The following is a 25,259-nucleotide window of genomic DNA, read 5'->3' as shown; positions in this document are numbered from 1 at the left end:
CAATTCGTTAGCGCAAACATTAGAAAGGCCCCGATAGCGAGGCTTTGGGGATTTACTGCGCTGCAGAAACCCTTACGCTGATAGGATGAATTAGCTCGTGGGAGAGACGAAATGCCCGATTTCAAAAAGGTACTGATCGCCAACCGTGGTGAGATTGCCATTCGCGTCATGCGCGCGGCAAACGAACTCGGGAAGCGCACCGTCGCAATCTACGCAGAAGAAGACAAACTCTCGCTCCACCGCTTCAAGGCGGACGAAGCCTACCGGATCGGTGAAGGCCTCGGACCTGTTGCAGCATACCTGTCGATCTCCGAAATCATCCGTGTGGCCAAGGCATCCGGCGCCGACGCCATTCACCCCGGCTATGGCCTGCTCTCCGAAAACCCCGACTTTGTGGACGCCTGCACCGAGGCCGGTATCACCTTTATCGGTCCCAAGGCCAAAACCATGCGCGAGCTTGGCGACAAAGCATCTGCACGCAAAGTTGCGGTGCGCGCCGGCGTGCCGGTCATTCCCGCCACCGAAGTTCTCGGCGACGACTGGGACGCCATCCGCGCCGAGGCCACCGAGATCGGGTTCCCCCTGATGCTCAAAGCCTCCTGGGGCGGCGGCGGTCGCGGCATGCGCCCGATCATGAACGCCGACGAGCTGGAAGAAAAAGTCAAAGAGGGCCGTCGCGAAGCCGAAGCTGCCTTTGGCAACGGCGAGGGCTACCTCGAAAAGATGATCATCAAGGCACGTCACGTCGAGGTTCAGATCCTCGGTGACAACCAAGGCAACATCTACCACCTCTACGAGCGCGATTGTTCGGTTCAGCGCCGCAACCAGAAAGTCGTCGAACGCGCCCCTGCCCCCTACCTGTCGGCGGCCCAGCGCGAAGAAATCTGTTCGCTCGGCAAAAAGATCTGTGAATTCGTAAACTACGAATGCGCCGGCACCGTCGAATTCCTGATGGATATGGAAACCGGCAAATTCTACTTCATCGAAGTGAACCCCCGCGTGCAGGTGGAACATACTGTCACCGAGGAAGTCACGGGCATCGACATCGTGCGCGCCCAAATCCTGATCGCGGAGGGCAAATCGCTCACCGAGGCGACGGGCGTGGCCACGCAATACGACGTCAAACTGGACGGGCATGCGCTGCAATGTCGTGTGACGACCGAGGACCCGAACAACAACTTTATCCCGGACTACGGGCGCATCACCACGTATCGCTCCGCCACCGGGATGGGCATCCGTCTGGACGGGGGCACGGCCTACTCGGGGGCCGTTATCACGCGCTATTATGACTCCCTGCTGACCAAAGTGACCGCATGGGCGCGCACGCCAGAGGCCGCGATTGCCCGCATGGACCGCGCCCTGCGCGAATTCCGTATCCGCGGCGTGTCGACCAACATCGACTTTGTGATCAACCTGCTCAAACACCCGACTTTCCTCAACAATGAATACACCACCAAATTCATTGACGAGACGCCGTCGCTGTTCGACTTCAAACAACGCCGCGACCGCGCGACGAAAATCCTCACCTATCTCGCCGACATCACGGTGAACGGTCACCCCGAAACCGCCGGACGCCCGATCCCCGCCTCCGACCTGCGCGTTCCCGTGCCCCCCAAGCGGCACAACGAGACGCCGCCCAAAGGCACACGTCAGCTGCTGGAAGAAAAAGGTCCCCAGGCCGTCGCGGACTGGATGCTGAAACAAAAGCGTCTGCTGATTACCGACACCACCATGCGCGACGGGCACCAGTCTCTGTTGGCTACGCGCATGCGCTCGATTGATATGATCAACGCAGCCCCCGTCTACGCCAGCAACCTCAGCGAACTCTTCTCCGTCGAATGTTGGGGCGGCGCGACCTTTGATGTCGCCTACCGGTTCTTGCAGGAATGCCCGTGGCAACGCCTTCGCGACATCCGCGCGAATATGCCGAACGTGATGACGCAGATGCTCCTGCGTGCCTCCAACGGCGTCGGGTACACCAACTACCCCGACAACGTGGTGCAGTTCTTTGTGAAACAGGCCGCCGAAAGCGGTGTCGATGTGTTCCGCGTCTTTGACAGCCTCAACTGGGTCGAAAACATGCGCGTCGCCATGGACGCGGTGATCGATAGCGGCAAGATTTGCGAAGGCACGATCTGCTACACCGGCGATCTGCTCGACCCGACACGGCCGAAATACGACCTGAAATACTATGTCCAGATGGGCAAGGACCTCAAAGCCGCCGGTGCGCATATTCTGGGCCTCAAAGACATGGCCGGACTGTTGAAGCCGGTTCAGGCCCGCATGCTGATCAAGGCGCTCAAGGAAGAGGTCGGACTGCCGATCCACTTCCACACCCATGACACCTCCGGTGCGGCTGCGGCGACGATCCTCGCGGCCTCCGAGGCTGGCGTCGATGCGGTTGATGCCGCCATGGACGCCTTTTCCGGCGGCACCTCACAGGCCTGCCTCGGTTCCATCGTGGAGGCGCTGCGCTTTACCGACCGCAACACCGGTCTCGACATCTCCGCAATCCGCGACATGTCGATCTACTGGGAAGCCGTGCGTCACCAGTACGCCGCCTTTGAATCCGGCCTGGAGGCACCCGCCTCCGAGGTCTACCTGCACGAAATGCCCGGCGGTCAGTTCACCAACCTCAAGGCACAGGCCCGCTCTCTCGGCCTCGAAGAACGCTGGCACGAAGTGGCTCAGGCCTATGCCGATGTGAACATGATGTTCGGTGATATCGTCAAAGTGACACCCTCCTCCAAGGTCGTCGGCGACATGGCCCTGATGATGGTGTCCCAAGGCCTCACCCGCGCTCAGGTCGAAGACCCCAAATCCGAGGTCTCCTTCCCCGACAGCGTCGTCGACATGATGCGCGGCAATCTCGGCCAACCTCCCGGCGGCTTCCCCGATGGCATCGTCAAAAAGGTGCTCAAAGGCGAGAAACCCAACACCGAACGCCCCGGCAAACGCCTACCCCCCGTGGATCTCGACGCTGTACGCAAAGAGATGGTCACCAAACTCGGCCTCGAAGAAGTCGATGGCGAGGATCTGGGTGGCTACCTGATGTACCCGAAAGTGTTCTCGGACTACGTCTCGCGCCACGACACCTATGGTCCCGTGCGCACCCTGCCGACCAAAAACTTCTTCTACGGCATGGAGCCCGGCGAAGAAGTATCGATCTCCATTGACCCCGGCGTCACCTTGGAAGTGCGCATGCTCGCCGAGGGTGAGACCAACGAGGAAGGCGAAGTCAAAGTCTTCTTCGAACTCAACGGTCAACCCCGCACTGTGCGCGTCCCGAACCGCACCGTCGCCGCAACCAAAGCCGCGCGCCCCAAAGCGCAGACGGGCAACCCCGACCACGTCGGCGCGCCGATGCCCGGCGTGGTAGCAACCGTTGCCGTCACCGTCGGTCAGGAAGTTCATAAAGGCGACGTTCTGGTCACCATCGAGGCGATGAAAATGGAAACCTCCATCACGGCCGACCGCGATGGCACGGTGAAATCCGTTCACGTCACGCCAGGCGCGCAAATCGACGCCAAGGACCTGTTGGTCGAACTGGAATAGAACATCTGGATGGTCGGGCGCGGGTCAGCCCCGCTCGACCACCGGAATCAGAATGGTGACAATCCCGTCGCGGGGATTGAACCGTTCATCATAGACCTCAACCATCGGTGGGCCTTCGGCTATGGCGAAATGCGCATCCGCGTTCAGCGCGGCAACCGCACGCCCCATCGCCTTTGGGAAATCCGAAATCGGACCCTGCGTTTCAAACACGGCGCATTTCTGCGTCGGGATGGGGATTTCCGTGAAAAGATCCGGCACCGGCGCATCCTCCAACAGCTCAACCGCCGCCGCGTAGGAGAACCCTTCGGGGTTGCCGTTGTAACTGACGCCATAGAAGCAGCCGGGAACTTTTCCGGCAACCGTGGGCGCGATCTCGTCGAAAGCTTCCCAAATTTGGGGGATTTCGGACCGTTCGTCCCATGTGAAATCGCGGCTAAGGCCCGCAAGCCGTATCTGATCGACCAAGCGATTTTCCAAACGCGTCAACTTAATCTCGTCCATCCCACGCCCCAGCGCCTGTTTCCTCCATCCGAGCATAAAACTTGACCTTAGGGAATGTGAAACTTCAATTTCCGCGAAACCGGCGATAGGGGATTGGTATTGCGGCGTTAAATGCCCATGTTAGCGGCAAAATGGAGGAGAAATTCATGTTCCCGATCACCACGATCTACGCCGCTCTCGCGGGGTTGTTCCTGTTCTACATATCGCTGCGCGTATCCATGGGGCGCGGCAAACATAAACTCTCGCTGGGCGACGGCGGTGACAAGGACATGATCAAACGCGTCCGCCAACAGGGCAACTTCACCGAATACGCCCCGATGACCCTTATCCTGATGGCGCTGGCAGAGGCACAGGGCACACCCGCTGGCGTGCTGCATGCAATCGGGATCGCCCTCGTCCTCTCCCGTCTTGGACATTTTTTCGGCATGTTTGGCGGCAAACTCTACCCGCTGCGTCTTTGGGGCATGTTGGCCACCTATGCGTTGCTGGCGGCCCTGTCGTTGGGATTGCTCGGACACGCGATGCTCTGAGGTGAATAAAATCCCCGGTCCGCGCGATTTTTCCCTTGCAGGCTCGCGCGGGATTCCCTATCTCACGCCTCACCCAAGGATGCGGGCGTAGCTCAGGGGTAGAGCATAACCTTGCCAAGGTTAGGGTCGGGCGTTCGAATCGCCTCGCCCGCTCCAATTGGGACCCCAGACGGGATCGGAGTGCCGATCATACCCACCGTCGAACAGGATGCGGGCGTAGCTCAGGGGTAGAGCATAACCTTGCCAAGGTTAGGGTCGGGCGTTCGAATCGCCTCGCCCGCTCCAAACTCTCTAACAACGATATCTCCACGACCGACGCGTATCAGCCGGTGGCCCACCCGCCATCGATGATATGCGCCTGTCCTGTGGTGAACCCTGCCTCATCGCTGGCCAGATAGACCGCCAGATGGGCAATCTCCGCCGGTGTTCCGATGCGCCCCATCGGCTGGCGCGCGATAAAGGCGGCCTTGGCGGTCTCATAGTCCCCCATTGCCCGCAACCGGTCATGCAGCGACGGACTGTCGACCGTGCCCGGACAGATGGCGTTGCAGCGAATGCCTTTGGTCACATAGTCCAATGCCACAGATTTCGTCATCCCGATGATCGCCGCCTTCGAGGCGCCATAGATAAACCGGTTCGGCGCGGCCAAAATCGCCCCCGCGACGGATGCGATATTCACAATCGAACCGCCCCCACGGGCCACCATTCCCGGAATCGCCGCCTGCATGGTGTGAAACTGCGACTTCACGTTGAGCGCGAAGGCCATGTCGAAATCCGAATCACTCGCTTCCTCAATGGCTCCCCCATGCACATAGCCTGCACAGTTCACGAGGATGTCGGCTTCTGCGTCGCGAACCGCCCCCTGCACCGCCGCCCGATCCGTCACATCGAGCGCCATGACCTGCGCGCCATCCAACCCCGACAGCTTTGCCGCATCCAGATCACTGGCCACGACCTGCGCCCCTTCGCGCACAAATGCTTCTGCTATGGCGCGCCCGATCCCCTGACCAGCCGCTGTGACAAATGCGCGTTTTCCCGAAAGTCTCATCGTAATCTCCCCGACACCATCGCGCGGATATCGACAGCACCGCGCCTTTGGTATACCAAATCAGGGAACGCAGGATCGCGCAATGCATCCCGCACCGCACCGCGGACGGGAACCACGCGAAAAGGGAGCACGGATGACGGAACGACCGTTGGCCGAACAATTGGCGGACCGGCTGAGGCGGGACATTTTGCGCGGACGGCTCGCACCCGGCGACGCTGTGAAGGAACGCGATAATGCCCTCGACCTCAATGTGTCGCGCACGCCTATGCGCGAAGCGATCCGCATTCTCGCCAAAGAAGGCCTGATCGTTCTGCGCCCCGCGCGCAGCCCTATTGTGGCCGATCCCTCCATCGAGGAAATAAGCCAATGGGTGGAGGTCCTCGGCGCGCTTGAAATCCTGTCCGGTGATTTGGCCTGTGCGCGTGCAAGTGACGCCCAGATTGCCAAAATCCGCCGCCTGCAAATCAAACTTGCCGAGATGGATCCCGAGGCCGACAAGATCGCCACATTCGAAACCGACATGGCTTTCCACTCCGCCATCGTCGCCGCCGCCCGCAACCCGTCTCTGGCCGCCACGCACCGTGCCTATCTGGAGCGGTTGTGGCGCGTGCGCTACCTTTCCGCCACCCGCCCCGACAAACGCACCCGTGTGCTCGATGAACACAGCCGGATGGTGGACGCTCTCACCGCACGTGACGCAGCCACTCTGCGCGCAACGATCGAGACGCATCTGGCTTCCATGCTCGACAATGTGCGCGCCCATTACGCGGCGCAGAACCCGAAAAATTCCGCCTGAAAACCTGCCTGAAATTAAGGACAATAAAGATGAAGCTTCTCCGCTACGGCCCCATAGGAAAAGAAAAACCCGCCATGCTCGACGCAGAAGGACAGGTGCGGGATCTCAGCGATCATACCGCCGATTTTGCGGGCGCCACGGTGTCGCGCGATGCCCTCGCGCGCCTCGCTGCGATTGATCCCACCACTCTACCCGTCGTCGAGAACCCGGGCCGGATCGGGTCCTGCCTCGCGTCGGTGCCGAACTTTTTCTGCATTGGCCTCAACTACACGCAACACGCCATCGAAACCGGCATGGACGCGCCCAAAGAACCCATCATCTTTTCCAAAGCCTCCTCGGCACTTTCGGGGCCCTTCGACCCTGTCATCCTGCCACGCGGCGCCACCAAAGGCGACTGGGAGGTCGAGCTGGGCGTGGTGATCGGTCGCGAAGCCCTCTACGTGTCCGAGGACGACGCATTGGATTATGTCGCAGGCTATTGCACCATCAACGATGTCTCGGAGCGCGCTTTTCAGACCGAGCGCGGCGGTCAGTGGATCAAGGGCAAATCCGCCCCTACATTTGGTCCCGTCGGCCCCCACCTCGTCACCGCGGACGAAGTGCCCGACCCGCAGGACCTTCGCGTCTCGCTCGACCTCAACGGCACGACGGTTCAGGACAGCAGCACGTCGGACATGATTTTTACGGTACGCGAGATCATTTCCTACATGTCGAACATGATGCGCCTCCAACCCGGTGACATCATCGCAACCGGCACGCCCTCCGGCGTGGGCATGGGCATGAAGCCGCAGCGGTTCCTCGCTCCCGGCGACGTTATGGAACTGGAAGTAGATGGACTGGGCCGCCAGCGTCAGGTCGTCGAGTCAGCATAGTCTCTCCACTCTCATCCATCTCGCGACGCCGCGCGATGTTCGCCGATATCCGGCCAAGCCGCTCGATGATGTTCACCAGATCATCGGGCGGCGTTCCGTTTCCGCACATGAATTTAAGAGACGACAAACGCGCAAACAGGTCCGGCAACATTTCCGGTGACTGCGCCGACACGAGGATCGTCATGATATCCGGCTGGTGGAATTCTGCCATCATGGCAACGGCCAGCCCGCTCTCGCGATCGACGGTCAGATCAAACACAAGAACGTCAAAAACCATCGTGCGCAGCATTTCCAGCGCCTCATCGGCCTGTCGCGCGCGCCTCACATGGTGACCGCGACGACCCAGGCGGGCCTGCCAAGTTGCTGTTGTCTCTAGATCGCCATGCCAAATTAGGACTCTCACGGCTATTTCTCCTTCCCCCGCAATCACGCACGGGGAGTCGGGTTTACCCTACGTCACCACCACTTTCGCGCTCAAGAGATTAACAATCCGTTAACGACCCTGCCTGTTGCTACGCTAACACCAAAAAAACTTGACGTCACAGCACCGCGCCGGATTGGCGCAAAGGCAACAAACCGAAAAAGAGCGACCGCAATGCAATTGGCATGGACAGATCGCCCGCCTATAAGCATCTGAAAATCAAGGGACGTGCCCCATGCGCAAGGCAAATATCACTCGTAACACCGCCGAAACCGCAATTTCGGTCGATATCAATCTCGATGGCACAGGTGCCTACGAGATGGCGACAGGCGTCGGGTTCTTTGACCACATGCTTGACCAACTGGCGCGCCACAGCCTGATCGACATGAACGTGCGCTGTAAGGGCGACACACACATCGACGACCACCACAGCGTCGAAGACGTCGGCATCGCGCTCGGACAGGCGATTGCACAGGCGCTCGGCGACAAAAAGGGCATCCGGCGCTACGGTCACTTTGCCCTCGCCATGGACGACACGCAGGTAGCCTGCGCGCTCGACCTTTCGGCGCGTCCATTCCTTGTGTGGAATGTCGATTTCCCGACCGCTCAAATCGGCACCTTTGACACCGAACTGGTGCGCGAATTCTTTCAGGCGCTGTCGACACATGGCGGCATCACGCTGCACGTCGATCTGGTCCACGGCATCAACAGCCACCACATCGCCGAGGCGGCGTTCAAATCCGTCGCGCGCGCCCTGCGTATGGCGGTCGAAGTCGACCCGCGCATGGCCGACACATTGCCCAGCACCAAGGGGTCGCTCTAAGGCGACTGCCCCACCGCACCCCTTGGCAACCGTGCAAAATCCGCCTAACCCGTTGGCGCGGAAAATGAGGGACGAACATGCTCACAGCACTGGTGGATTACGACAGCGGCAACCTGCACTCGGCGCACAAAGCCTTTGAACGCATGGCGCGCGAACGCGGCTCCGGCACCATTGTGGTCACCAGCGAACCCGATGTGGTGGCCAAGGCCGATCGCATCGTCCTGCCCGGCGACGGGGCATTTCCGGCGTGCAAAAAGCAACTCTTCGACTACACCGGCCTGTTTGACGCCATCTCCGAAGCGGTGACCCAGAATGGCCGCCCCTTCATGGGGATCTGCATCGGCATGCAAATGCTCGCCACCCGTGGCCTTGAATATGAAACCACCACTGGTTTTGACTGGATCGGGGGCACGGTGGAAAAAATCGCGCCCGCAGACACCGATCTGAAAGTGCCGCACATGGGTTGGAACGACCTCATTCTCGACGCGCGCCACCCTGTGCTCGACGGCATTTCGACCGGCGATCACGCGTATTTTGTGCACTCCTACCACTTCCGCGTGGCCGACCCTGCCCACCGTCTCGCCCATGTCGACTATGGCGGCGATGTCACCGCGATCGTGGCCAAGGACAATATGTTCGGCACGCAGTTCCACCCCGAAAAAAGCCAAGCCGCGGGCCTGCGCATGATCTCCAACTTCCTCGGCTGGGCCCCCTGATCTAGACACGATTTGGACGCAAAAAAGGGGCCACGCGGGCCCCTTTCATGACTGACCTAAGGCCCGTCTTATTTAACGCGTGTCCATGTCTGGCCTTTACAGATCGGTCCGACACATCCCGACACTTTGAGCGACGCGCCATTCATGGCCATCTTCGAGTTAAAGATCTTGCCCGTCGAGGGCTGCCAGATTTTGCCGCTCTTGTAGGCACCGCCACCTTGGGGGACCATGTCCCAGACAATCGGCTTGCCCTTATTGGCGGAATTATACTCTCCGCTGTCGTTAAAGGTGCGCGTTATGGTGCCGCAAATATGGGCCCCGCACGGTGCAATGGTCACATGGGCATAGGCGCCATCGTCCACTTGGGTTTTCCAGACACCTTCGACCGGATCGGCGAACGCGGGCGTCGCAAGACCGACAGCCAAAGCAATGGCAGACAAACGTTTTAACATGAGGTTCCTCCCTGATATTGCGCGTATCCTGAGGGCGCTCGACGCGTTCTTGCAAGTCTGACGTTGGGGAATTTGCATTTCCGGCGGACCCATGCCAAACGGAGCGCGACCCCGCGCCCAAAGGACACCCGCCATGATCCTCTACCCCGCCATCGACCTCAAAGACGGCCATGCCGTGCGCCTGTTCAAAGGTGAAATGGACAAAGCCACCGTATTTAACGAAGACCCCGCAGCCCAAGCGATGGAATTCGTCGCCGCTGGCTGTGAATGGCTCCATCTCGTTGATCTTAATGGTGCTTTTGCGGGCACGCCGGTAAATGCGGCGCCTGTGGAGGAAATCCTCAAACGCTGCAAAGTGCCCGCGCAACTCGGCGGAGGAATCCGCGACATGGCAACCATCGAACGTTGGCTCGAACGCGGCCTGTCGCGCGTGATCCTTGGCACGGTGGCTGTCGAAAATCCCGACCTCGTGCGCGAAGCCGCTCGTGCCTTTCCCGGCCATGTCGCCGTGGGCATTGATGCGCGCAAAGGCATGGTGGCCACCAAAGGCTGGGCCGAAGAAACCGACGTGACTGCAACCGACCTCGCCAAATCCTTTGAGGACGCAGGCGTCGCGGCAATTATCTACACCGACATCAACCGCGACGGCGCGATGCAGGGTCCCAACGTGGATGAAACCGCCGCGCTGGCGAACGCCGTGTCGATTCCCGTCATCGCTTCGGGTGGGGTTTCCTCCCTTGCTGACCTGAAGGCGCTGAAATCTTGCGGCGCACCGTTGAACGGCGCCATTTCCGGTCGCGCGCTTTATGATGGCGCGATTGATTTGGGTGAGGCGTTGAAGGTGCTCAAGGGGTAAGCCCCGCCCGCCCCTCAGTCGGGTCAAAACGCCACGCCCCTGAGACAGCGTGGCGTTTTTGCGTGTACAACAAGGAAACGCGCCCTCGGTAAAGAGCTCAGCATGTCCAAAATCTTCAAAATGACCCACCCCGACACATCGCGTCTTTGGCCAATGGTCCAAAAGGGCGACTTCATCGACGGATACGCCACCCCATCGCAGCTGAGCCCCCAAGACGCGCTCTCTATCGGGCTCGCCATGCCCAAATGGGCCGACGCGCTCCTCAGGCTGCGCAACGTCATCGTGCGCCCGCTTGGCCTCAAAACGGGGTCCGCCAAGGACGGGCGCGACGCCATTTTCCCGATGCATTATTCAAGCGACACCGAGATCATCATTGGCACCGATGATGCCCACCTGAATTTTCGCATCAGTGTCCTGCGCCAAAATGGTCATCTCCATATGGCCACATGGGTGCACCGCAACAACTGGATCGGGCGCGTCTATCTGCTGATCGTCATGCCCTTTCACGTTGCCATTGTCCGCAACGCCATGCGCCAGATTGCCAAAGCGTCCACGATTACATCGCCCCCACTGGCACAATAAAGATATGGGGAAATGGCGCGACGGGGCGTCCCCATGCTCAAAACCCGCATCATTCCCTGCCTCGACGTCGCAGATGGCCGTGTGGTCACAGGCGTCAATTTCGTCGATCTGATCGACGCAGGCGATCCGGTTGAAAGCGCACGCGCCACTGAACGGCGCCATTCCCGGTCCTGCGCTTAATGATGGTGCGATTGAACTGGGCGAAGCGCTCGGAGTTCTGAAAGCCTAAGCTTTTGCTCGCGGGTCGGCGATGGTCCACCGCCCCACGCCGCCCAAGTCCGCAAACGATTGATCTGTCCCCGAGATTTGCGATGCACCCCGCGCCTAACCCGCCTGCGGATGCAACCACGAAAAAAGGCGCGCGACACCTGATGGAGCCGCGCGCCGGAGGGACGCCGATGACGGCGTTGGTCTTGGTCGGATCAGATCACGGCGGAGATTATCATCCCCCAGCCTGCGCATCCCAGTACCACCGCCGGTGCGAGCCACCACCCCCGCATGAGGGGCCGGGGGTCGAGGGGTACGGAGGTGTCCCGAACCGGTACGAATGTGCCCGCGCAAACAGCCATGTCTGTATCCTTTTGTTGGTCTGATCGGGTTCATCAGACATACTTATTCCTAACACGAGGTTTCCGGGCGCGGTTGGTCGCCAAAGAATGGTACCGCCTCTCTTTGGTATAGGGCGTACTTCTTACTGACAGGGCACTGTGCACCCGCGCATTCGGTTTGCCACACCGCGACGGGGTCGCTATTGCTGTGCGCGGTACACAAAACGGCAAAGGTCGCACCTGAAATGCTGAAAACCCGCATCATTCCCTGCCTCGATGTCGCAGATGGCCGCGTGGTCAAAGGCGTCAACTTCGTCGATCTGGTCGACGCGGGCGATCCGGTCGAAAGCGCGCGGGCCTATGACGCAGCGGGCGCGGACGAGTTGTGTTTTCTCGACATCCACGCCACCCACGAAAACCGCGGCACCATGTTCGATCTGGCGACCCGCACGGCAGAGCAATGTTTCATGCCGCTGACCATCGGGGGCGGCGTGCGCACCTCCGAGGATGTGCGCGACCTCCTGCTCGCGGGCGCGGATAAAGTCAGCTTCAATTCCGCCGCTGTGGCCGACCCCGACGTCATCGCACGCGCCGCCGATCGTTTTGGCAGTCAGTGCATTGTCTGTGCGATCGACGCGAAAACCGTCGCCACCGACGCCGAGGGCAAAGGCATTAAATGGGAAATCTTCACCCATGGCGGGCGCAAATCAACCGGCATCGACGCTGTGGAATTCGCCCGTCTGGTGGCGAAAAAAGGCGCCGGTGAAATCCTTCTGACCTCGATGGACCGCGACGGGACACGGGCGGGGTTCAATATCGCCATGACGCGCGCCATCGCAGACGCTGTGGCCATTCCCGTCATCGCCTCCGGTGGTGTCGGCACGCTTGACCACCTCGTCGAAGGCGTCACAGAGGGCCACGCTTCCGCCGTGCTCGCCGCCTCCATTTTCCACTTTGGCGATTTCACCATCCAACAGGCCAAAGAACACATGGCCACCAATGGCATCCCGATGCGGCTGTCCTGACGCCGACACGTTTCATCCGATAATCCGACAGCAACCCCTCGAGGCCAAAATGCACCCGATCGACCGTCTCGCCGCCACCATCGACGCCCGCAAATCCGCCGATCCGGATACCTCCTGGACCGCGAAACTGCTCTCCAAAGGACCGGAAAAAGCGGCCGAGAAATTCGGTGAGGAAGCTGTCGAGGCCATTATCGCCTGCGTCAAAAACGACCGAGAGAACCTGACGAACGAAGCGGCGGATGTGATCTACCACCTCGCCGTCATGCTCGCCGCGCGCGACGTCGCGATGAGCGATGTCATGGATGAACTCACGCGCCGCGAAGGCACCTCCGGCATCGCCGAAAAAGCCGCGCGCTAGGTCAACATTTCTGTAGAGAGGTCTCAGGCGACCTGCGAAATTCCCAGCCGCGGGATTTCAATTGCCGGACACCGGTCCATCACAACCTCGGCCCCCTGCGCGTGCGCTAGGGCTGCGGCTTTGTCGTCCACGATATCGAGCTGCATCCAGATCGTTTTGAGCCCCGTGAGAACATGCAGGGCCTCTTCGACAACGCCCATGACTTTTTCGGTGCGGCGGAAGATGTCAACCATATCCACCGGTTCGGAAATATCGGCCAGCGAGGCGACGCAGGTTTCGCCAAACAACGTCTTGCCCGCCTGGCCCGGGTTCACAGGGATCACCTTATATCCTTGCTGTGCAAGGAACGTGCCCACCCGATGGGAAGGACGGTCGGGTTTGGGGGAGGCCCCCACCAAGGCAATCACCCGCGTCTCGCGCAGGATCCGTGCAATGTCATCGTCGGAAAGGTTGTCTATATGCATGCTCAAATCATAGCGCAAAATATGGAATAAAAAAGGCCCGGGCACGAGGCCCGGGCAAAGTGTGGAACGAGGGACAGTGAGAGTTACGCGCCGGTTCCGAGGCGCGTCTCGTAGTATTAACTAGTCATCCCTCGCAAAGGTTCCAGTGCAGGTAAGAAAAACGTGATAATCGCGTGTTCAGCGCTGTGACGCCGCATAGAGCGCGACGGCTGCGGCATTGGACACGTTGAGCGATCCGAAATCGCGCGCAAATGGCACTTTAACCAACCGATCACAGGTCTCGCGCGTTTTCTGGCGCAATCCCGGCCCTTCGGCCCCCATGACCAACGCAACCGCACGATCAGACAGATCGCCGAGCGCCTCACCAAGCGTCACATCGGCCTCACCGTCCAGCCCAAGGCAGACAAACCCCATTTCCTGAAGCTGTCGAATGGTATCCGACAGGTTGCGCACCCGCAGATAGGGCTGACGCTCCAACGCACCGGAGGCGGTTTTTGCCAAGGCACCTGTTTCAGGCGCGGCGTGACGCGCGGTGGCGATCACGGCCTCGGCCCCGAAAACCTCCGCCGAGCGCAGAATGGCCCCGACGTTATGCGGGTCCGTCACCTGATCGAGCAGAACTACCGTCGGCACACCCTCACCTGCGCCCAGACAAACCTCGGTCACCGATCCCCACGCGAGAGGTTTGACCTCTAACGCGGCACCTTGATGAACCGACTGGGGATCAAGCGGGACATCGAATTTGCGTGGATCAACGATCTCCGGTTCAATTCCGGCCGCCGCAATTTCCGCCTCAAGCTTATCGAATGCGTTTTTCGTCACGACGAGGCGCAGTTTCTCGCGCGCCGGATTTGCCAAAGCATCGCGCACCGCATGCAAGCCAAAGAGCCAGATGGTCAACGCATCGGCTTTGCGTTTTGCCTGTTCTTTTTCGACGACCCATTTGGGCTTTTTCATGGGACAACTCGCGCGTTAAAGGGGTTTACCCTTCCTGCCGATCTCTGCATCAAATCACAAGCCCTATCACCGCGATTTTCGGGTTGACGCCTCCCGCGCCGCGAAGTATCCCCCCCGCTACGCGAACGGCCCATATGGGACCCGCGCGCGGGCGACGGGCTGCAAGGTGCGGCAGCGGACTGTAACTCCGCCGGGGAGACCCACGCCTGGTTCGATTCCAGGGTCGCCCACCACTTCCCCCCTTTACATACAATCTGCGCCCATCCGGGATGGTCCGGTGTGACTTCAAAACAGTCCGGACGATTGCCGTGGCTCTCAATCAATCTCGATCGTTTCCCGCGTGTACTGCGCGGTCTCTTCGGAGCCATCATCGAACACCACCCGCAGATCAACGGTTTGAACGGTATTCGGGTCAAAGGACACAAGTATGGCATCCAAACTCTCGGCCCTGAGCGCATTTGGTTGGGCACTGTCCTCGTAACAGGGCTCCGCGGCGAATTGCGCCTCTTCCCCGCCATTGACCGTATAATGAATCGCCTCAACGCCACAGCGCCACGCCAAAAGGTTGGTGAAATACAACAGATCACGCCCCTCGTATTGGCGCACCGCGATCCAATGCGGCTTCGTCGCCTGCAGGATCGGCCTGACCTCGGCCGCCGTGGTGAAATTTTCCGCCCCCGCAGGTGCACAAAAACCAAAGACCAAAATCGCCGCTAAACAGTGTTTCATCGCGTCACCCCATGCCCTTATGCCCATGCCCACCATTGTGTCGCGGGACAGGGCGCCTATAGTTCGCCTCGCAACAAAGCATAGATCCTGTGACCGGATCTTCGAAAAGAAAGCTCCGCGCGCCATGTCCAGTAAGTCGGAAAAGGACCCCTCTTTCAACATTGTCATTGTCGGGCAAAACGGCAGGTTGATGTATGAGGCGCTCCTGTTTGCGGCATCGCTGCGCGCCAGCGACCCTGATTTCAAAGGCAAATTGTTCATCGCAGAGCCCCAACCCGGCCCCAAATGGAACAACGATCCGCGCATGCGCGATGTCGATCTTCACGCCGCCTTCGATCGCCTCGACGCGACCATCCTCCCCTTTGAAAGCCGCCATTTCGGGCAGGACTACCCCTATGGCAACAAAATCGAAGCCCTGTTTGCCCTGCCCAAAGGGGAACCCTTCGTCTTCTTTGACAGCGACACATTGATCACCGGACCGCTGAGCCAAGTCCCCTTTGATTTCTCGCGCCCCTGCGCATCCCTGAAAGTCGAAGGCACATGGCCCCAGATCGAACTCTACGGTCCGGGATACGGCGAGATTTGGAAATCCCTCTACGACAAATTCGGCCTCGATTTCGACAGCACGCTCGATCTGACCCAACCCGACGAATACTGGCGCCGCTACCTTTATTTCAATGCAGGCTTCTTCTTTTACCGCTGCCCGCACGAATTCGGGCAAACCTTTCTCGACTATGCGCTCGCCATTCGCGACGACCCACCCCGCGCCGCCGCCCTGCAGGTCTATGACCCCTGGCTCGATCAGGTCGCGCTGCCCCTCGTCATTCACGCGCTCGGTGGGGAGCGGCGCACTTTGCCCGAAAACACGCTCGATGGCGCGATCTCGTGTCATTACCGTACCTTCCCGCTGCTTTTTGCGCGCGAAAGCGACCATGTGGTCTCGGTCCTGCGCGATGTGGCCGCCCCGAACTGGATCAAAAAGGTTCTCAAAAACTACGATCCGATCAAACGGCTCGTCTACCAATCCAAGGGAAACAGAATTCGCGATATGTTTGATCGCAATGCCCTGCCGCGGCGCGAACAGATGATCCGCAACCGCATCAAGAAGGCCGGCCTTTGGATGCGCTAAAATTGGCGTCGGCAAAGCTCTGCCGGTTGCGCCCAAACCCTTTGCAGCGCAGACAAGCTACGTTAGGGTACCGCCGTGCACCACATGGCCACCATTTAGGTCGCACGCGGGTCCAATCGCCAAGCCACGAGAAATGAAGCCGAATTTCGCCCTCAACCTCACCCACGACGGCATTTCCCTGCTGCATCGCGCAACGGGGGGTTGGGTTGTGGTTGGCGAGGTGGCTCTGGATACCGAAGACCTCACTGCCGCCTTGGCCGATCTGCGCAAAACCGCGCTCGCCCTGTCGCCGCAGGGGATGTCGTGCAAGATCGTGGTTCCCAACTCGCAAATCCTATATCGGCGGCTGCCCGATCCCGGCGGTGACGCGACCGCCCGCAACCGCGTTGTGCGCACCGCCCTCGAAGGGGCCACGCCCTATGCGACCGACGATCTCGTATGGAGTTGGGAAAACGGCGAAGAAACGTTGCGCGTCGCCGTGGTCGCGCGCGAAACTCTGGGCGAAGCCGAAGATTTCGCCACCGAACATCGGTTTAATCCGGTCTCCTTTGTTGCGATCCCCGAGACGGAAGACTACGCGGGCGAACCGTTCTTCGGGCGCACCAATCTCGCCGATACGCTGCTCGGCCCGCAGACTGCGTTGGAACCGGACGACACACCGATCAATATCCTTGCCAACCGCACAGCCCGCGCGAGCGAGGTGCCAAAAGACGACGACACTGTCCTCGACCCCAACGCCACTCTCGAAGACGTAGACACCCCGCCAGAGGAAACACCCGCGGACATCGTGGAGGCCGCACCAGAGCCAGCGGCGGATGCGCCCGAGGCACCGATGGATGTGGATGTTGAACCAAATGACGCCGACGACACCCCGTCAGAGGCCGCATCGGCCTTTCAGTCGCGTCGCTCCGCCTCCGATACATCCGCCAGCGATGGCACGCCGTCGCTGTCCGAACGTCCGGCCCGCTTTTTCAAAGCGCCCGAACCCGCCGCGCCGCAGGTTGTCGAACACCCGCATGTGCCCGTGACCTCCGGCGCGATCGCCCCTTTGTCTGACGAGCTCGAAAAGCCGAAGCCGAAACAGGCGCCCAAGGTCAAAAAGACAGGCCCCCTGCCCGAACCGCCCCCGATGCCTGCGCCGGCACCCATTCGTCCGGCCGCAACACGTGCCGCGCCCGCCGTGGACAAATCGCGCGCCGTGCCCCCGCCGCCCGCCGCGCCTACGGTGGCTGCTCCGGCCGCCCATAAAAACCTGAAAACTGAGCCTGCGACGGCCACCGGATTTGAAGAATCCGCGCCATCCGAACCGGTCCCCGAACCCCTGTCCGAGCGCGCATCCGGTCTCGACTCAGTCGAAAACGAGGCCGACGCCTTCACGGTTTTCGGCGCGCGTCGCCTGCCCGCCCGTTCCCGCAATCGCCCCAAACACCTCGGCCTGATCCTGACCGCCCTGCTCGTGGTCGCTCTCATCGCGGTGGGCCTGTTCGCATCCTTCCTGCCCGACGACGCGCCCCCCGCCGTGCAAACCAGCACCGAGGACGCCGCCCCCACGCCCGATCCGACCCGGGAGAATGCGCAGGCAGTAACGGATGACACGGACGTCTTGCCAGAGCCGGACACCGATCTGGCCGGCGACCCCGAAACGGACGGGATATTGCCTGCGCAAACGCCCCTCGAGGCGCCAACAGCGCTCGCAGAGGCCGGTGAGACGGATGTGACGACAGCAGAGGAAATCGACGACGACGTGGCCTCTGCGGCGCTCGACGATCTCACGCCGCCGCCACCGCTGCAGGAAAACCCCATCGTCGATCCCGAAACCTTGGCCGCTGCATATGCGGCGACCGGTATCTGGCCCGTTTCTCCCAATGCGCCTGCGGGTGAAACCACAGCGCTCGATAGTGCGGAAAACGTCTATATCGCCTCCATCGACCCCCAAATCTCCTCGCAGGATGCCGTTGCGCTCCCCGATGCCGAACGTCATATCGGAGAGGTCCTTCCCCGTCAGCCCTCCGCGCCCGCGCCACATGGGACCCTTTTCGATCTCGATGAACGCGGTCTCGTGCGCGCCACGCCGGAAGGCGCGCTGACACAGGAAGGGACCATAGTCTTCCTCGGACGCCCCGAAATTGTGTCCCGTGCGCGCCCGACCGATCTGGTCCCCGATGTGGCCGAAGTCGCGCAAGACGATCCCATTCGACTCGCTCTGGCCGGGATATCGCCGCGCCTGCGTCCCGAAGCACTGATTGAAAACACTGAAAAGGCAAATCTGGGCGGCTTGACCCTCTCCGACCTATCTGCCCTTCGACCCATTTTCCGCCCCGCCTCCGCACAGGAAACCGCCCAAGCGGACGCACAGGACGCCGGCGCCAATGCGCCTGACCCGACCGCGCCCGTGGTGACCGCCTCACTCGCCCCTGCAAAACGCCCTGCCGATTTTGCCGCCCGTGTCGCTGCTGCGCGCGCATCCGCCGCCAGCGCTGCCATTGCCTCGGAACGGGAAACCGAAACCAATTCATCCGCGACACGCGTCACAGCGCGCGTGCCGGAAAGTTCGACCTCCAACACCGCGCCCAAAACCGTGGCCCGCGCCGCCACCGTGAAGAATGCGATCAACCTGCGCCAGATCAACCTGATGGGCATCTATGGCGGCGGCTCCGATCGTCGCGCCTTGGTGCGCCTCCCCTCCGGTCGCTTCGCAAAGGTCAAAGAGGGCGATCGTCTCGACGGGGGCCGCGTGCGCGCGATTTCTTCGTCCGAATTGACCTATGTGAAGAATGGTCGATCAATCACGCTGAAAGTCGGCGGTTGAACGCCCGCCAGAGTGCGTTGATCCCTACCGCCCCGAGCGGCCATTGCGCGCACACTCGGCAACACTATCGCAAATTTGCGCCCCGGACACTTGCAGGCCACGGCCCATCGTCTATCTCCATACCTGAGCCCGACCCGACGTCATCCCCGCAACAAATCTAAGACCCCGAAGGAGCCTTCGAACGTGGAAGGAATGCTGACACAGGCACTCATCTATCTCGGTGCGATCGTGATCGCTGTGCCGCTCGCGCGGCGTCTCGGACTTGGCTCTGTTCTCGGGTATCTGATCGCGGGCATGGTGATTGGTCCCGTCTTGGGATTGGTGGGAGACGGCGAGAGCGAAGACCTGATGCATGTCGCCGAGTTCGGCGTTGTCATGATGCTCTTCCTGATCGGCCTCGAACTCGACCCGCGCGCCCTTTGGGAAATGCGGCACAAATTGCTCGGCCTAGGCGGGTTGCAAATTTCCGTGACTGTGGCCGTCATCACCGGCGCGGCTATGTTTGTGGGGCAAACCTGGCAGGTCGGTATGGCGCTCGGCTTTATCCTGTCTTTGTCCTCGACCGCTGTGGTGCTTCAAACGCTGACGGAAAAGGACCTGATGCATACCGGCGGCGGGCGCGCCGCGTTTTCAGTCCTCCTGACACAGGATATCGCGGTGATCCCGATGCTCGCCGCGCTGCCGTTGCTGGCCACCGCTGGCACGCTGTCGATCAATCCCGATGGCTCGATCCGGCGCGCCTCCGATCCCGTCCAACACGTGGAGCATTCGATTTCGTTTGTCGAAGGCCTGCCCGGATGGGGTGTGACGCTGGTCACGCTGGGGGCAGTGGCTGCGATCATTCTCGCGGGCGTTTTCCTCACGCGGCCCCTGTTTCGCTATATCCACGCCGCGAACATGCGCGAAATCTACACGGCCGTCTCCCTGCTGATCGTAATCGGCATCGCCTTTTTGATGACCGCAGTCGGCCTGTCACCCGCTCTGGGCACCTTCCTCGCGGGTGTGGTTCTGGCCAACAGCGAATTCCGTCACGAACTCGAAAGCTCCATCGAACCGTTTAAAGGCCTCCTCTTGGGGTTGTTCTTTATCGCGGTCGGAGCGGGCATCAATTTCAATATTCTGTTCCGCGATCCGGTCACGATCATCGGCCTCACCATCCTGTTGATGGTGTCCAAAGGCGTGATCCTTTTCGGGATCGCACGGCTCTTTTCCCTGCGGCGTCGGGGGCAATGGCTCTTTGCACTGGCCCTCGCACAGGCTGGCGAATTCGGCATGGTGCTAACGACCTTTTCGATCCAGCAGAACGTGCTGACGAGCTATCTGGGCGAACGCGTCCTGCTCGTCATCGCGCTGTCGCTCCTGTTCACGCCGCTTTTCTTCATGCTGCAGGACTATCTACGCGTAAAGCTTAGCGAACGGGCCGGTGAGGAAACGCCCAGCGACGAAATCGACGACCAACAGCCGATCATCATCGTTGGTCTTGGCCGCTTCGGTCAGGTTGTGACGCGTCTTGTGCAGGCCTCAGGTTTCAAAACCACCGTCCTCGACCACGATCTCAAAACCATCCAGCTGATGCGTAAATTCGGGTTCAAAGCCTTCTTTGGCGACCCGACCCGCCCGGAATTGCTGCACGCCGCCGGTATCGACAAGGCACGTGTGCTGGTCGTGGCGCTCGACGACGTAAAGCGCTCGGTCGAGCTGGTGCGCTACGTGCGCAGTTTGCGCGGTGAGGGGATTTTCATCATCGTGCGCGCCCGCGACCGCAACCATGTCTATGAACTCTACGGCGCGGGTGCCGACAAGATCGTGCGCGAAATGTTCGACTCGAGCCTTCGTGCCGGTCGCTATGTCCTCGAAGAAATGGGGCTGTCCGAATACGACGCCTCGATGAGCGAACAGGCCTTTTACCAACACGACCGCGAAGCGCTGCGTGAACTGGCCGCTCTTTGGGACCCCAAATTACCGCTCTCCGAAAACGCAGCCTATGTGGAACGCTCGAAAGTTCTCGACAAAGACCTCGAGGCCGCTCTGATGGCGCAGCTCGAACAAGCCCGCAAAGACAGCGCCTAACCCGTCGACACGCCGGCCTGCGCAAATGTCGCCATGTCCGAATGGCACGCAAGAGCCGCCTTGACGATGGGTAGCGCGAGTGCCGCCCCCGACCCTTCGCCGAGCCGCAGTCCGAGCGACAGGATCGGCTCTTTGCCGAGCGCCCCGAGCAGGCGACCATGCGCGGCCTCTGCGGACACATGTCCCGCGACGCAATGGTCAAGCGCACCGTCCACCGCCTTAGCCAGCGTCGCCGCCGCGGCCGTGCAAATGAACCCGTCCAGAATGACCGGAATGCGCAATGTACGCGCGCGCGCGATTGCGCCCGCCATTGCGGCCAGTTCGCGCCCGCCCAGTGCACACAGGATGCCCAAAGGATCGAGTTCGCCGTGACGCGCAACCCCTTCGGCCACGACGCGGGTCTTGATCGCCAGTCCGGCGTCATCGACACCGGTTCCCCGCCCGACCCAATCCGCCGGCGTGCCGCCAAAGAGCGCGCCCGCAATCGCCGCCGCGCTTGTCGTGTTTCCGATCCCCATTTCGCCGACGACCACCACGTCAGCCCCCGCCTCGACGGCGTTCCAGCCTACGCGCAACGCCGCGACGCACTCCGCCTCGCTCATGGCTGGTGCTTGGGTGAAATCCGCAGTGGGCCGGTCGAGATCGATTGCGTGAACAGACATGGATGCGCCTGCATTTTTGGACAGCTGATTGATGGCCGCCCCGCCATGTTCAAAGTTCGCCACCATCTGGACCGTGACTTCGGGTGGAAAGGCCGACACACCCTGCGCCGTGACTCCGTGATTGCCCGCAAAGATAATGACTTGGGGCCGCTCGATGCGCGGCCGCTCCGTGCCCGCCCAACCGGCGAACCATGTGGCGATGTCTTCCAGACGCCCCAGTGACCCCTGCGGTTTGGTCAATTGGCCATTGCGCGCTGCTGCGGCTGACCGTGCATCCATGTCGGGTTGCGGAGCCGCGCCAAGGAGCGATTTGAAATCGGGCAAAGAGGCAAAGGTCATCAGGCAGCGTGCTCCACATTGAAATTCTTCGTCGGCCTGTCTAACGATAGTACCCATGCAGGAAAAGCCCGCTTTCACGCCCCGCCCCCATGATATCGCTACCGCTCTCGCCTTGCTCACGAGACTGCCGGTCAATGCCAGCTTCGCGCGCAGTGCGCAGGCGGCATGGGCCTACCCTCTGGCAGGGCTCGGTGCCGCCCTGATTGCAGGGGCCGTCGCCACGATTTGTGGATGGCTCGGACTTGGCGCGGGGCTCACCGCGGCGTTCGCGTTAACTACATTGATCATTGTGACTGGCGCGATGCACGAAGACGGGCTGGCCGATTGCGCAGACGGGTTCTGGGGCGGATGGGACAAAATCCGGCGCATGGAAATCATGCGCGACAGCCAGATCGGCACCTACGGCATGCTTGCGATCGGCCTCGCCCTGCTCTTTCGGTTCACGACGCTCTCGAGCCTCGCCCATGCGGGCACCATCGTATCCGCGATGATTGCAGCCGCGATGTTGTCACGCGCGGGCATGGCAACGGTGATGGCACTGCTCCCCCTGGCGCGCACCGATGGGCTATCGCATCGCACAGGCCGCCCGACCCGCATCACCGCCGTGGCCGCCGCGGTCTGCGCTCTGGTACTTTCGTGGCTGGTCATCGGCTTCGTGCCAACCATCCTCGCGGCCTCTGCGGTCGCCCTCACGTCCTTCATCGTGGCACGTATCGCGATGGCAAAAATCGGTGGCCAAACCGGCGACGTTCTCGGCGCGACACAGATCCTGTCGGAAATCGCCGTCCTCTGCGCGCTCGTCGGGTTCGCATGATCCTGCGGGACGAAGACCCACGCGACGTCGACGCGATCTGTGATCTGACCCAATCGGCCTTTGCGCCCATGGCCTATGCCGATGGCAACGAAGGACCCGCCATCGCGCAAATGCGCCGCGCGGGTGAATTGACGATCTCGCTGGTAGCCGAAGTGTCAAACGAAGTCGTCGCCCACATCGCGTTCTCGCCCGCTCTGATCGATGACACCCATGCCGGATGGTACGCGCTCGGCCCCGTCGCGGTGCGCCCCGACCATCAGGGCCAAGGCATCGGACGCGCGATCATCGAAGCGGGCCTTGCGCGTCTGCGCGATACGGGCGCCGCCGGATGTGTGCTGATCGGTGATCCCGCGCTCTATTCACGGTTCGGCTTCACCTGTGAGAACGCCCTGACCTACCGGACCCTTGCGACCCGCTACGTCCAGTTCATCGCGTTCACCGCCCCACCGCCAGCCGGCGAAGTCCGGTTTGTGGACGCTCTAGAGGCCTGAACCGGCCAACCGCCAGTCACGAAAAATGCCGCCGGATTTCCCCGACGGCATCGTGTTTTCGATCAATCCGTTTGGATCAGGCGGCGGCGCGGCTGACCAGAACGTCTCCGACCTGTTTCTGAGCGACGCTTTCCTCACTACCGGACACGGCAGCAACTTCGCGCGTCAGACGGTCGAGAGCCGCTTCATAGAGCTGACGCTCCGAATAGGACTGTTCACGCTGGTCATCCGTGCGGTGCAGGTCGCGCACCACTTCGGCGATAGCGATCAGGTCGCCGGAATTGATTTTCTGTTCGTATTCCTGAGCGCGACGCGACCACATGGCACGCTTCACTTTGGCTTTGCCTTTGAGCGTGCGCATGGCGTCATCCACGACATCCTGAGAAGACAGGCCACGCATTCCGACCTCGGTCGCCTTATGGGTCGGCACACGCAGGGTCATTTTGTCTTTTTCAAACGAGATCACGAACAGCTCGAGCGGAAAACCCGCGATTTCCTGTTCTTCGATCATCACGATTTTACCCACACCATGTGCAGGATATACAACGAAGTCGTTGGGGCGAAATTCGGATTTTTTGGTCTTGGTCATTTGCAGCTTTTTCCTCGCAGGGACCTAACATACCCACAACGACCGGACTGCATCCGCCGAGCCATACCTTTGGGGCGCCAACACACACGTTCTGGCAAAATCCCGGCACTATCGGCGCGAAAAACCCAGTCCCCGATCACGATGTGCAAATGGGGTTGGGTTCTCTATGTCCTGTTGTGGTTCTGACTGTATAGCACAAAAAACACCCAAAAGGAAGCACACCTGCGTGTACTCCTCTGGTGGCGCCTCTAAAAACAACGCGTTACGCGACGTCTTTCAGGCAATTTGTCAGATTTTACGCCCGTAAAGGTACGCAGACAGACCCGAATCATCTGCCTTTTACGGAATATGTTAGCTGCCTTCGCCGGGCGCCTCGGAGAAATACTTCTCCATCTTGCCGTCTTCGCCGTCGCGTTCCTCATAATTGGGAAGCGGATCCTTCTTGGCGAGGATCACCGGCCAGCTTTCGGAATACTTGCGGTTGAACTCAACCCACTTCTCCATATCCGGCTCGGTGTCGGGGCGGATCGCATCTGCGGGGCATTCGGGTTCGCAAACGCCACAATCGATGCATTCGTCAGGGTGGATAACCAACATGTTCTCCCCCTCGTAGAAACAGTCTACGGGGCACACCTCGACGCAGTCGGTGTATTTACAGGCGATACAGTTTTCGATGACGACGTATGTCATGGGGCAATCATCCCTTTTGCTCTTGGGCGCCTAGCTATCGCCCTACGCAGGATCAATCAAGCATATCGCGTTGGTAAAGGAGGCCGGTGCGACGATCTTTCTTTGTCGGACGCCCTTTTCCCTCGAACCTTGGCGAGGGCGGAACAACGTCCCTGTCCTCTTTGGGGGGCTCGAGATCGGTGTAAAGCGTCTGGGCCTCCGGCGCAGGTCCACGCCGCGCACCACATGCCTCGACACGAATGACGCGGATATCGCGCCCCTGCAGAAAGGTGAGCACATCTCCCGCACCTACAGAGGTCGCGGCCTTCGCCACCTTGTCGCGATTGACGCGCACATGGCCACCGGTCACGGTTTTCGCCGCCAGCCCACGCGTTTTGAAGAAACGGGCAAACCACAGCCATTTATCGAGGCGTATGGTCTCCCGTTTCTCCAC

The 25,259-nt window shown here is 60.8% G+C and carries 26 protein-coding genes, 3 tRNA genes and 1 pseudogene; 19 read left to right on the top strand and 11 right to left on the bottom strand.

Going from position 1 to position 25,259, the window contains the following annotated elements; all coding sequences use genetic code 11:
* Window positions 1–111 precede the first annotated feature (111 nt).
* On the top strand, window positions 112–3,555 hold the full coding sequence (locus ABD815_RS01100; RefSeq protein WP_344842266.1) for a pyruvate carboxylase: 3,444 nt from the start codon (window positions 112–114) through the stop codon (window positions 3,553–3,555).
* Window positions 3,556–3,579: 24 nt separating this feature from the next.
* Here ABD815_RS01100 and ABD815_RS01095 read toward each other — a convergent pair whose 3' ends face one another.
* Window positions 3,580–4,056: a GyrI-like domain-containing protein gene (locus tag ABD815_RS01095; RefSeq protein WP_344842263.1), complete on the bottom strand. Its 477-nt coding sequence runs from the start codon at window positions 4,054–4,056 to the stop codon at window positions 3,580–3,582.
* A 146-nt stretch (window positions 4,057–4,202) separates the two neighbouring features.
* Here ABD815_RS01095 and ABD815_RS01090 point away from each other — a divergent pair, with 146 nt between their 5' ends.
* The 3 genes from ABD815_RS01090 to ABD815_RS01080 all read left to right on the top strand — a co-directional run bounded on the left by ABD815_RS01090 (window position 4,203) and on the right by ABD815_RS01080 (window position 4,871).
* The gene (locus ABD815_RS01090; protein ID WP_344842260.1) at window positions 4,203–4,586 is read left to right on the top strand and encodes an MAPEG family protein; all 384 of its coding nucleotides are present in this window, start codon (window positions 4,203–4,205) and stop codon (window positions 4,584–4,586) included.
* Window positions 4,587–4,667: 81 nt separating this feature from the next.
* Window positions 4,668–4,742: transfer RNA gene (locus ABD815_RS01085), tRNA-Gly, on the top strand.
* Between the two features lie 54 nt (window positions 4,743–4,796).
* A tRNA-Gly gene (locus ABD815_RS01080) sits at window positions 4,797–4,871 on the top strand.
* Window positions 4,872–4,908: 37 nt separating this feature from the next.
* On the opposite strand, the gene ABD815_RS01075 is transcribed toward ABD815_RS01080, so the two are convergent.
* On the bottom strand, window positions 4,909–5,634 hold the full coding sequence (locus ABD815_RS01075) for an SDR family oxidoreductase (RefSeq protein WP_344842257.1): 726 nt from the start codon (window positions 5,632–5,634) through the stop codon (window positions 4,909–4,911).
* Window positions 5,635–5,767: 133 nt separating this feature from the next.
* On the opposite strand from ABD815_RS01075, the gene ABD815_RS01070 reads away from it, so the two are divergent.
* Together ABD815_RS01070 and ABD815_RS01065 are read left to right on the top strand one after the other, a co-directional pair.
* On the top strand, window positions 5,768–6,430 hold the full coding sequence (locus tag ABD815_RS01070; RefSeq protein WP_344842255.1) for a GntR family transcriptional regulator: 663 nt from the start codon (window positions 5,768–5,770) through the stop codon (window positions 6,428–6,430).
* 29 nt (window positions 6,431–6,459) lie between these two features.
* Complete coding sequence (locus tag ABD815_RS01065) at window positions 6,460–7,302, top strand: fumarylacetoacetate hydrolase family protein (RefSeq protein WP_344842251.1); 843 nt, start codon at window positions 6,460–6,462, stop codon at window positions 7,300–7,302.
* On the opposite strand, the gene ABD815_RS01060 is transcribed toward ABD815_RS01065, so the two are convergent.
* Window positions 7,244–7,705: a hypothetical protein gene (locus tag ABD815_RS01060; RefSeq protein WP_344842248.1), complete on the bottom strand. Its 462-nt coding sequence runs from the start codon at window positions 7,703–7,705 to the stop codon at window positions 7,244–7,246. The two genes, ABD815_RS01065 and ABD815_RS01060, sit on opposite strands and share 59 nt — an antisense overlap.
* Window positions 7,706–7,958: 253 nt before the next feature.
* On the opposite strand from ABD815_RS01060, the gene hisB reads away from it, so the two are divergent.
* A complete protein-coding gene (gene hisB / locus ABD815_RS01055; protein ID WP_344842245.1) occupies window positions 7,959–8,546 on the top strand; it encodes an imidazoleglycerol-phosphate dehydratase HisB in 588 nt (195 codons plus the stop codon).
* Window positions 8,547–8,623: 77 nt separating this feature from the next.
* On the top strand, window positions 8,624–9,262 hold the full coding sequence (hisH, locus tag ABD815_RS01050; protein WP_344842242.1) for an imidazole glycerol phosphate synthase subunit HisH: 639 nt from the start codon (window positions 8,624–8,626) through the stop codon (window positions 9,260–9,262).
* 68 nt (window positions 9,263–9,330) lie between these two features.
* On the opposite strand, the gene ABD815_RS01045 is transcribed toward hisH, so the two are convergent.
* On the bottom strand, window positions 9,331–9,714 hold the full coding sequence (locus tag ABD815_RS01045) for a DUF2147 domain-containing protein (protein ID WP_344842240.1): 384 nt from the start codon (window positions 9,712–9,714) through the stop codon (window positions 9,331–9,333).
* 133 nt (window positions 9,715–9,847) lie between these two features.
* Here ABD815_RS01045 and hisA point away from each other — a divergent pair, with 133 nt between their 5' ends.
* The 5 genes and pseudogenes from hisA to ABD815_RS01020 all read left to right on the top strand — a co-directional run bounded on the left by hisA (window position 9,848) and on the right by ABD815_RS01020 (window position 13,083).
* Window positions 9,848–10,570: a 1-(5-phosphoribosyl)-5-[(5-phosphoribosylamino)methylideneamino]imidazole-4-carboxamide isomerase gene (gene hisA / locus ABD815_RS01040; protein ID WP_344842237.1), complete on the top strand. Its 723-nt coding sequence runs from the start codon at window positions 9,848–9,850 to the stop codon at window positions 10,568–10,570.
* A 102-nt stretch (window positions 10,571–10,672) separates the two neighbouring features.
* Window positions 10,673–11,152, top strand: coding sequence for a DUF2867 domain-containing protein (locus ABD815_RS01035; RefSeq protein WP_344842233.1), 480 nt, complete (start codon window positions 10,673–10,675; stop codon window positions 11,150–11,152).
* A gap of 33 nt (window positions 11,153–11,185) precedes the next feature.
* Window positions 11,186–11,299, top strand: a pseudogene (locus ABD815_RS01030) (HisA/HisF-related TIM barrel protein); the annotation flags it as partial.
* A gap of 646 nt (window positions 11,300–11,945) precedes the next feature.
* On the top strand, window positions 11,946–12,725 hold the full coding sequence (hisF, locus tag ABD815_RS01025; protein WP_344842231.1) for an imidazole glycerol phosphate synthase subunit HisF: 780 nt from the start codon (window positions 11,946–11,948) through the stop codon (window positions 12,723–12,725).
* A 49-nt stretch (window positions 12,726–12,774) separates the two neighbouring features.
* Window positions 12,775–13,083 (top strand): phosphoribosyl-ATP diphosphatase, encoded by a 309-nt coding sequence (locus tag ABD815_RS01020; protein ID WP_344842228.1) that lies wholly within the window; start codon window positions 12,775–12,777, stop codon window positions 13,081–13,083.
* A 23-nt stretch (window positions 13,084–13,106) separates the two neighbouring features.
* Here ABD815_RS01020 and ABD815_RS01015 read toward each other — a convergent pair whose 3' ends face one another.
* The gene (locus ABD815_RS01015) at window positions 13,107–13,547 is read right to left on the bottom strand and encodes a CoA-binding protein (protein WP_344842225.1); all 441 of its coding nucleotides are present in this window, start codon (window positions 13,545–13,547) and stop codon (window positions 13,107–13,109) included.
* A gap of 177 nt (window positions 13,548–13,724) precedes the next feature.
* A complete protein-coding gene (rlmB, locus tag ABD815_RS01010) occupies window positions 13,725–14,504 on the bottom strand; it encodes a 23S rRNA (guanosine(2251)-2'-O)-methyltransferase RlmB (RefSeq protein WP_344842223.1) in 780 nt (259 codons plus the stop codon).
* A gap of 149 nt (window positions 14,505–14,653) precedes the next feature.
* Here rlmB and ABD815_RS01005 point away from each other — a divergent pair.
* Window positions 14,654–14,737 (top strand) — tRNA-Tyr (locus ABD815_RS01005).
* Between the two features lie 82 nt (window positions 14,738–14,819).
* Here the strand turns inward: ABD815_RS01005 and ABD815_RS01000 are convergent.
* Window positions 14,820–15,233 carry a hypothetical protein gene (locus ABD815_RS01000; RefSeq protein WP_344842220.1) on the bottom strand — a complete coding sequence of 138 codons (414 nt, stop codon included), beginning with the start codon at window positions 15,231–15,233 and terminating at the stop codon, window positions 14,820–14,822.
* Between the two features lie 124 nt (window positions 15,234–15,357).
* On the opposite strand from ABD815_RS01000, the gene ABD815_RS00995 reads away from it, so the two are divergent.
* From ABD815_RS00995 to ABD815_RS00985, 3 genes are all read left to right on the top strand, one after another.
* Window positions 15,358–16,362, top strand: a complete 1,005-nt coding sequence (locus tag ABD815_RS00995) for a hypothetical protein (RefSeq protein WP_344842217.1) — start codon at window positions 15,358–15,360, stop codon at window positions 16,360–16,362.
* A 133-nt stretch (window positions 16,363–16,495) separates the two neighbouring features.
* Window positions 16,496–19,171, top strand: coding sequence for a hypothetical protein (locus tag ABD815_RS00990; RefSeq protein ID WP_344842214.1), 2,676 nt, complete (start codon window positions 16,496–16,498; stop codon window positions 19,169–19,171).
* Between the two features lie 183 nt (window positions 19,172–19,354).
* Complete coding sequence (locus tag ABD815_RS00985) at window positions 19,355–21,241, top strand: monovalent cation:proton antiporter-2 (CPA2) family protein (protein ID WP_344842211.1); 1,887 nt, start codon at window positions 19,355–19,357, stop codon at window positions 21,239–21,241.
* Here the strand turns inward: ABD815_RS00985 and cobT are convergent.
* Window positions 21,238–22,242 carry a nicotinate-nucleotide--dimethylbenzimidazole phosphoribosyltransferase gene (gene cobT, locus ABD815_RS00980; protein ID WP_344842448.1) on the bottom strand — a complete coding sequence of 335 codons (1,005 nt, stop codon included), beginning with the start codon at window positions 22,240–22,242 and terminating at the stop codon, window positions 21,238–21,240. The genes ABD815_RS00985 and cobT overlap by 4 nt on opposite strands.
* 55 nt (window positions 22,243–22,297) lie before the next feature.
* Here cobT and cobS point away from each other — a divergent pair, with 55 nt between their 5' ends.
* On the top strand, window positions 22,298–23,056 hold the full coding sequence (gene cobS, locus ABD815_RS00975; RefSeq protein WP_344842208.1) for an adenosylcobinamide-GDP ribazoletransferase: 759 nt from the start codon (window positions 22,298–22,300) through the stop codon (window positions 23,054–23,056).
* Complete coding sequence (locus tag ABD815_RS00970; RefSeq protein ID WP_344842205.1) at window positions 23,053–23,547, top strand: GNAT family N-acetyltransferase; 495 nt, start codon at window positions 23,053–23,055, stop codon at window positions 23,545–23,547. The genes cobS and ABD815_RS00970 overlap by 4 nt, the downstream gene beginning before the upstream one ends.
* Window positions 23,548–23,623: 76 nt before the next feature.
* On the opposite strand, the gene ABD815_RS00965 is transcribed toward ABD815_RS00970, so the two are convergent.
* From ABD815_RS00965 to ABD815_RS00955, 3 genes are all read right to left on the bottom strand, one after another.
* Window positions 23,624–24,136, bottom strand: a complete 513-nt coding sequence (locus ABD815_RS00965) for a CarD family transcriptional regulator (protein WP_344842203.1) — start codon at window positions 24,134–24,136, stop codon at window positions 23,624–23,626.
* A 351-nt stretch (window positions 24,137–24,487) separates the two neighbouring features.
* Entirely contained in the window at window positions 24,488–24,826 is a 339-nt protein-coding gene (gene fdxA, locus ABD815_RS00960; protein ID WP_344842201.1) for a ferredoxin FdxA, read from the bottom strand.
* 52 nt (window positions 24,827–24,878) lie between these two features.
* Entirely contained in the window at window positions 24,879–25,259 is a 381-nt protein-coding gene (locus tag ABD815_RS00955; RefSeq protein WP_344842198.1) for an RNA-binding S4 domain-containing protein, read from the bottom strand.

The sequence above is a fragment of the Celeribacter arenosi genome, assembly GCF_039539485.1.
In the GTDB taxonomy this organism is placed as follows: domain Bacteria; phylum Pseudomonadota; class Alphaproteobacteria; order Rhodobacterales; family Rhodobacteraceae; genus Celeribacter; species Celeribacter arenosi.
Note: the sequence above shows the minus strand (reverse complement) of the source record. Positions and strands in the feature narration are given on the sequence as shown.

Coding starts and splice junctions, on each gene's coding strand:
- ABD815_RS01100 (WP_344842266.1), top strand. CDS start 112: ATGCCCGATTTCAAAAAGGTACTGATCGCCAACCGTGGTGAGATTGCC.
- ABD815_RS01095 (WP_344842263.1), bottom strand. CDS start 4,056: ATGGACGAGATTAAGTTGACGCGTTTGGAAAATCGCTTGGTCGATCAG.
- ABD815_RS01090 (WP_344842260.1), top strand. CDS start 4,203: ATGTTCCCGATCACCACGATCTACGCCGCTCTCGCGGGGTTGTTCCTG.
- ABD815_RS01075 (WP_344842257.1), bottom strand. CDS start 5,634: ATGAGACTTTCGGGAAAACGCGCATTTGTCACAGCGGCTGGTCAGGGG.
- ABD815_RS01070 (WP_344842255.1), top strand. CDS start 5,768: ATGACGGAACGACCGTTGGCCGAACAATTGGCGGACCGGCTGAGGCGG.
- ABD815_RS01065 (WP_344842251.1), top strand. CDS start 6,460: ATGAAGCTTCTCCGCTACGGCCCCATAGGAAAAGAAAAACCCGCCATG.
- hisB (WP_344842245.1), top strand. CDS start 7,959: ATGCGCAAGGCAAATATCACTCGTAACACCGCCGAAACCGCAATTTCG.
- hisH (WP_344842242.1), top strand. CDS start 8,624: ATGCTCACAGCACTGGTGGATTACGACAGCGGCAACCTGCACTCGGCG.
- ABD815_RS01045 (WP_344842240.1), bottom strand. CDS start 9,714: ATGTTAAAACGTTTGTCTGCCATTGCTTTGGCTGTCGGTCTTGCGACG.
- hisA (WP_344842237.1), top strand. CDS start 9,848: ATGATCCTCTACCCCGCCATCGACCTCAAAGACGGCCATGCCGTGCGC.
- ABD815_RS01035 (WP_344842233.1), top strand. CDS start 10,673: ATGTCCAAAATCTTCAAAATGACCCACCCCGACACATCGCGTCTTTGG.
- hisF (WP_344842231.1), top strand. CDS start 11,946: ATGCTGAAAACCCGCATCATTCCCTGCCTCGATGTCGCAGATGGCCGC.
- ABD815_RS01020 (WP_344842228.1), top strand. CDS start 12,775: ATGCACCCGATCGACCGTCTCGCCGCCACCATCGACGCCCGCAAATCC.
- ABD815_RS01015 (WP_344842225.1), bottom strand. CDS start 13,547: ATGCATATAGACAACCTTTCCGACGATGACATTGCACGGATCCTGCGC.
- rlmB (WP_344842223.1), bottom strand. CDS start 14,504: ATGAAAAAGCCCAAATGGGTCGTCGAAAAAGAACAGGCAAAACGCAAA.
- ABD815_RS01000 (WP_344842220.1), bottom strand. CDS start 15,233: ATGAAACACTGTTTAGCGGCGATTTTGGTCTTTGGTTTTTGTGCACCT.
- ABD815_RS00995 (WP_344842217.1), top strand. CDS start 15,358: ATGTCCAGTAAGTCGGAAAAGGACCCCTCTTTCAACATTGTCATTGTC.
- ABD815_RS00990 (WP_344842214.1), top strand. CDS start 16,496: ATGAAGCCGAATTTCGCCCTCAACCTCACCCACGACGGCATTTCCCTG.
- cobT (WP_344842448.1), bottom strand. CDS start 22,242: ATGACCTTTGCCTCTTTGCCCGATTTCAAATCGCTCCTTGGCGCGGCT.
- cobS (WP_344842208.1), top strand. CDS start 22,298: ATGCAGGAAAAGCCCGCTTTCACGCCCCGCCCCCATGATATCGCTACC.
- ABD815_RS00970 (WP_344842205.1), top strand. CDS start 23,053: ATGATCCTGCGGGACGAAGACCCACGCGACGTCGACGCGATCTGTGAT.
- ABD815_RS00965 (WP_344842203.1), bottom strand. CDS start 24,136: ATGACCAAGACCAAAAAATCCGAATTTCGCCCCAACGACTTCGTTGTA.
- fdxA (WP_344842201.1), bottom strand. CDS start 24,826: ATGACATACGTCGTCATCGAAAACTGTATCGCCTGTAAATACACCGAC.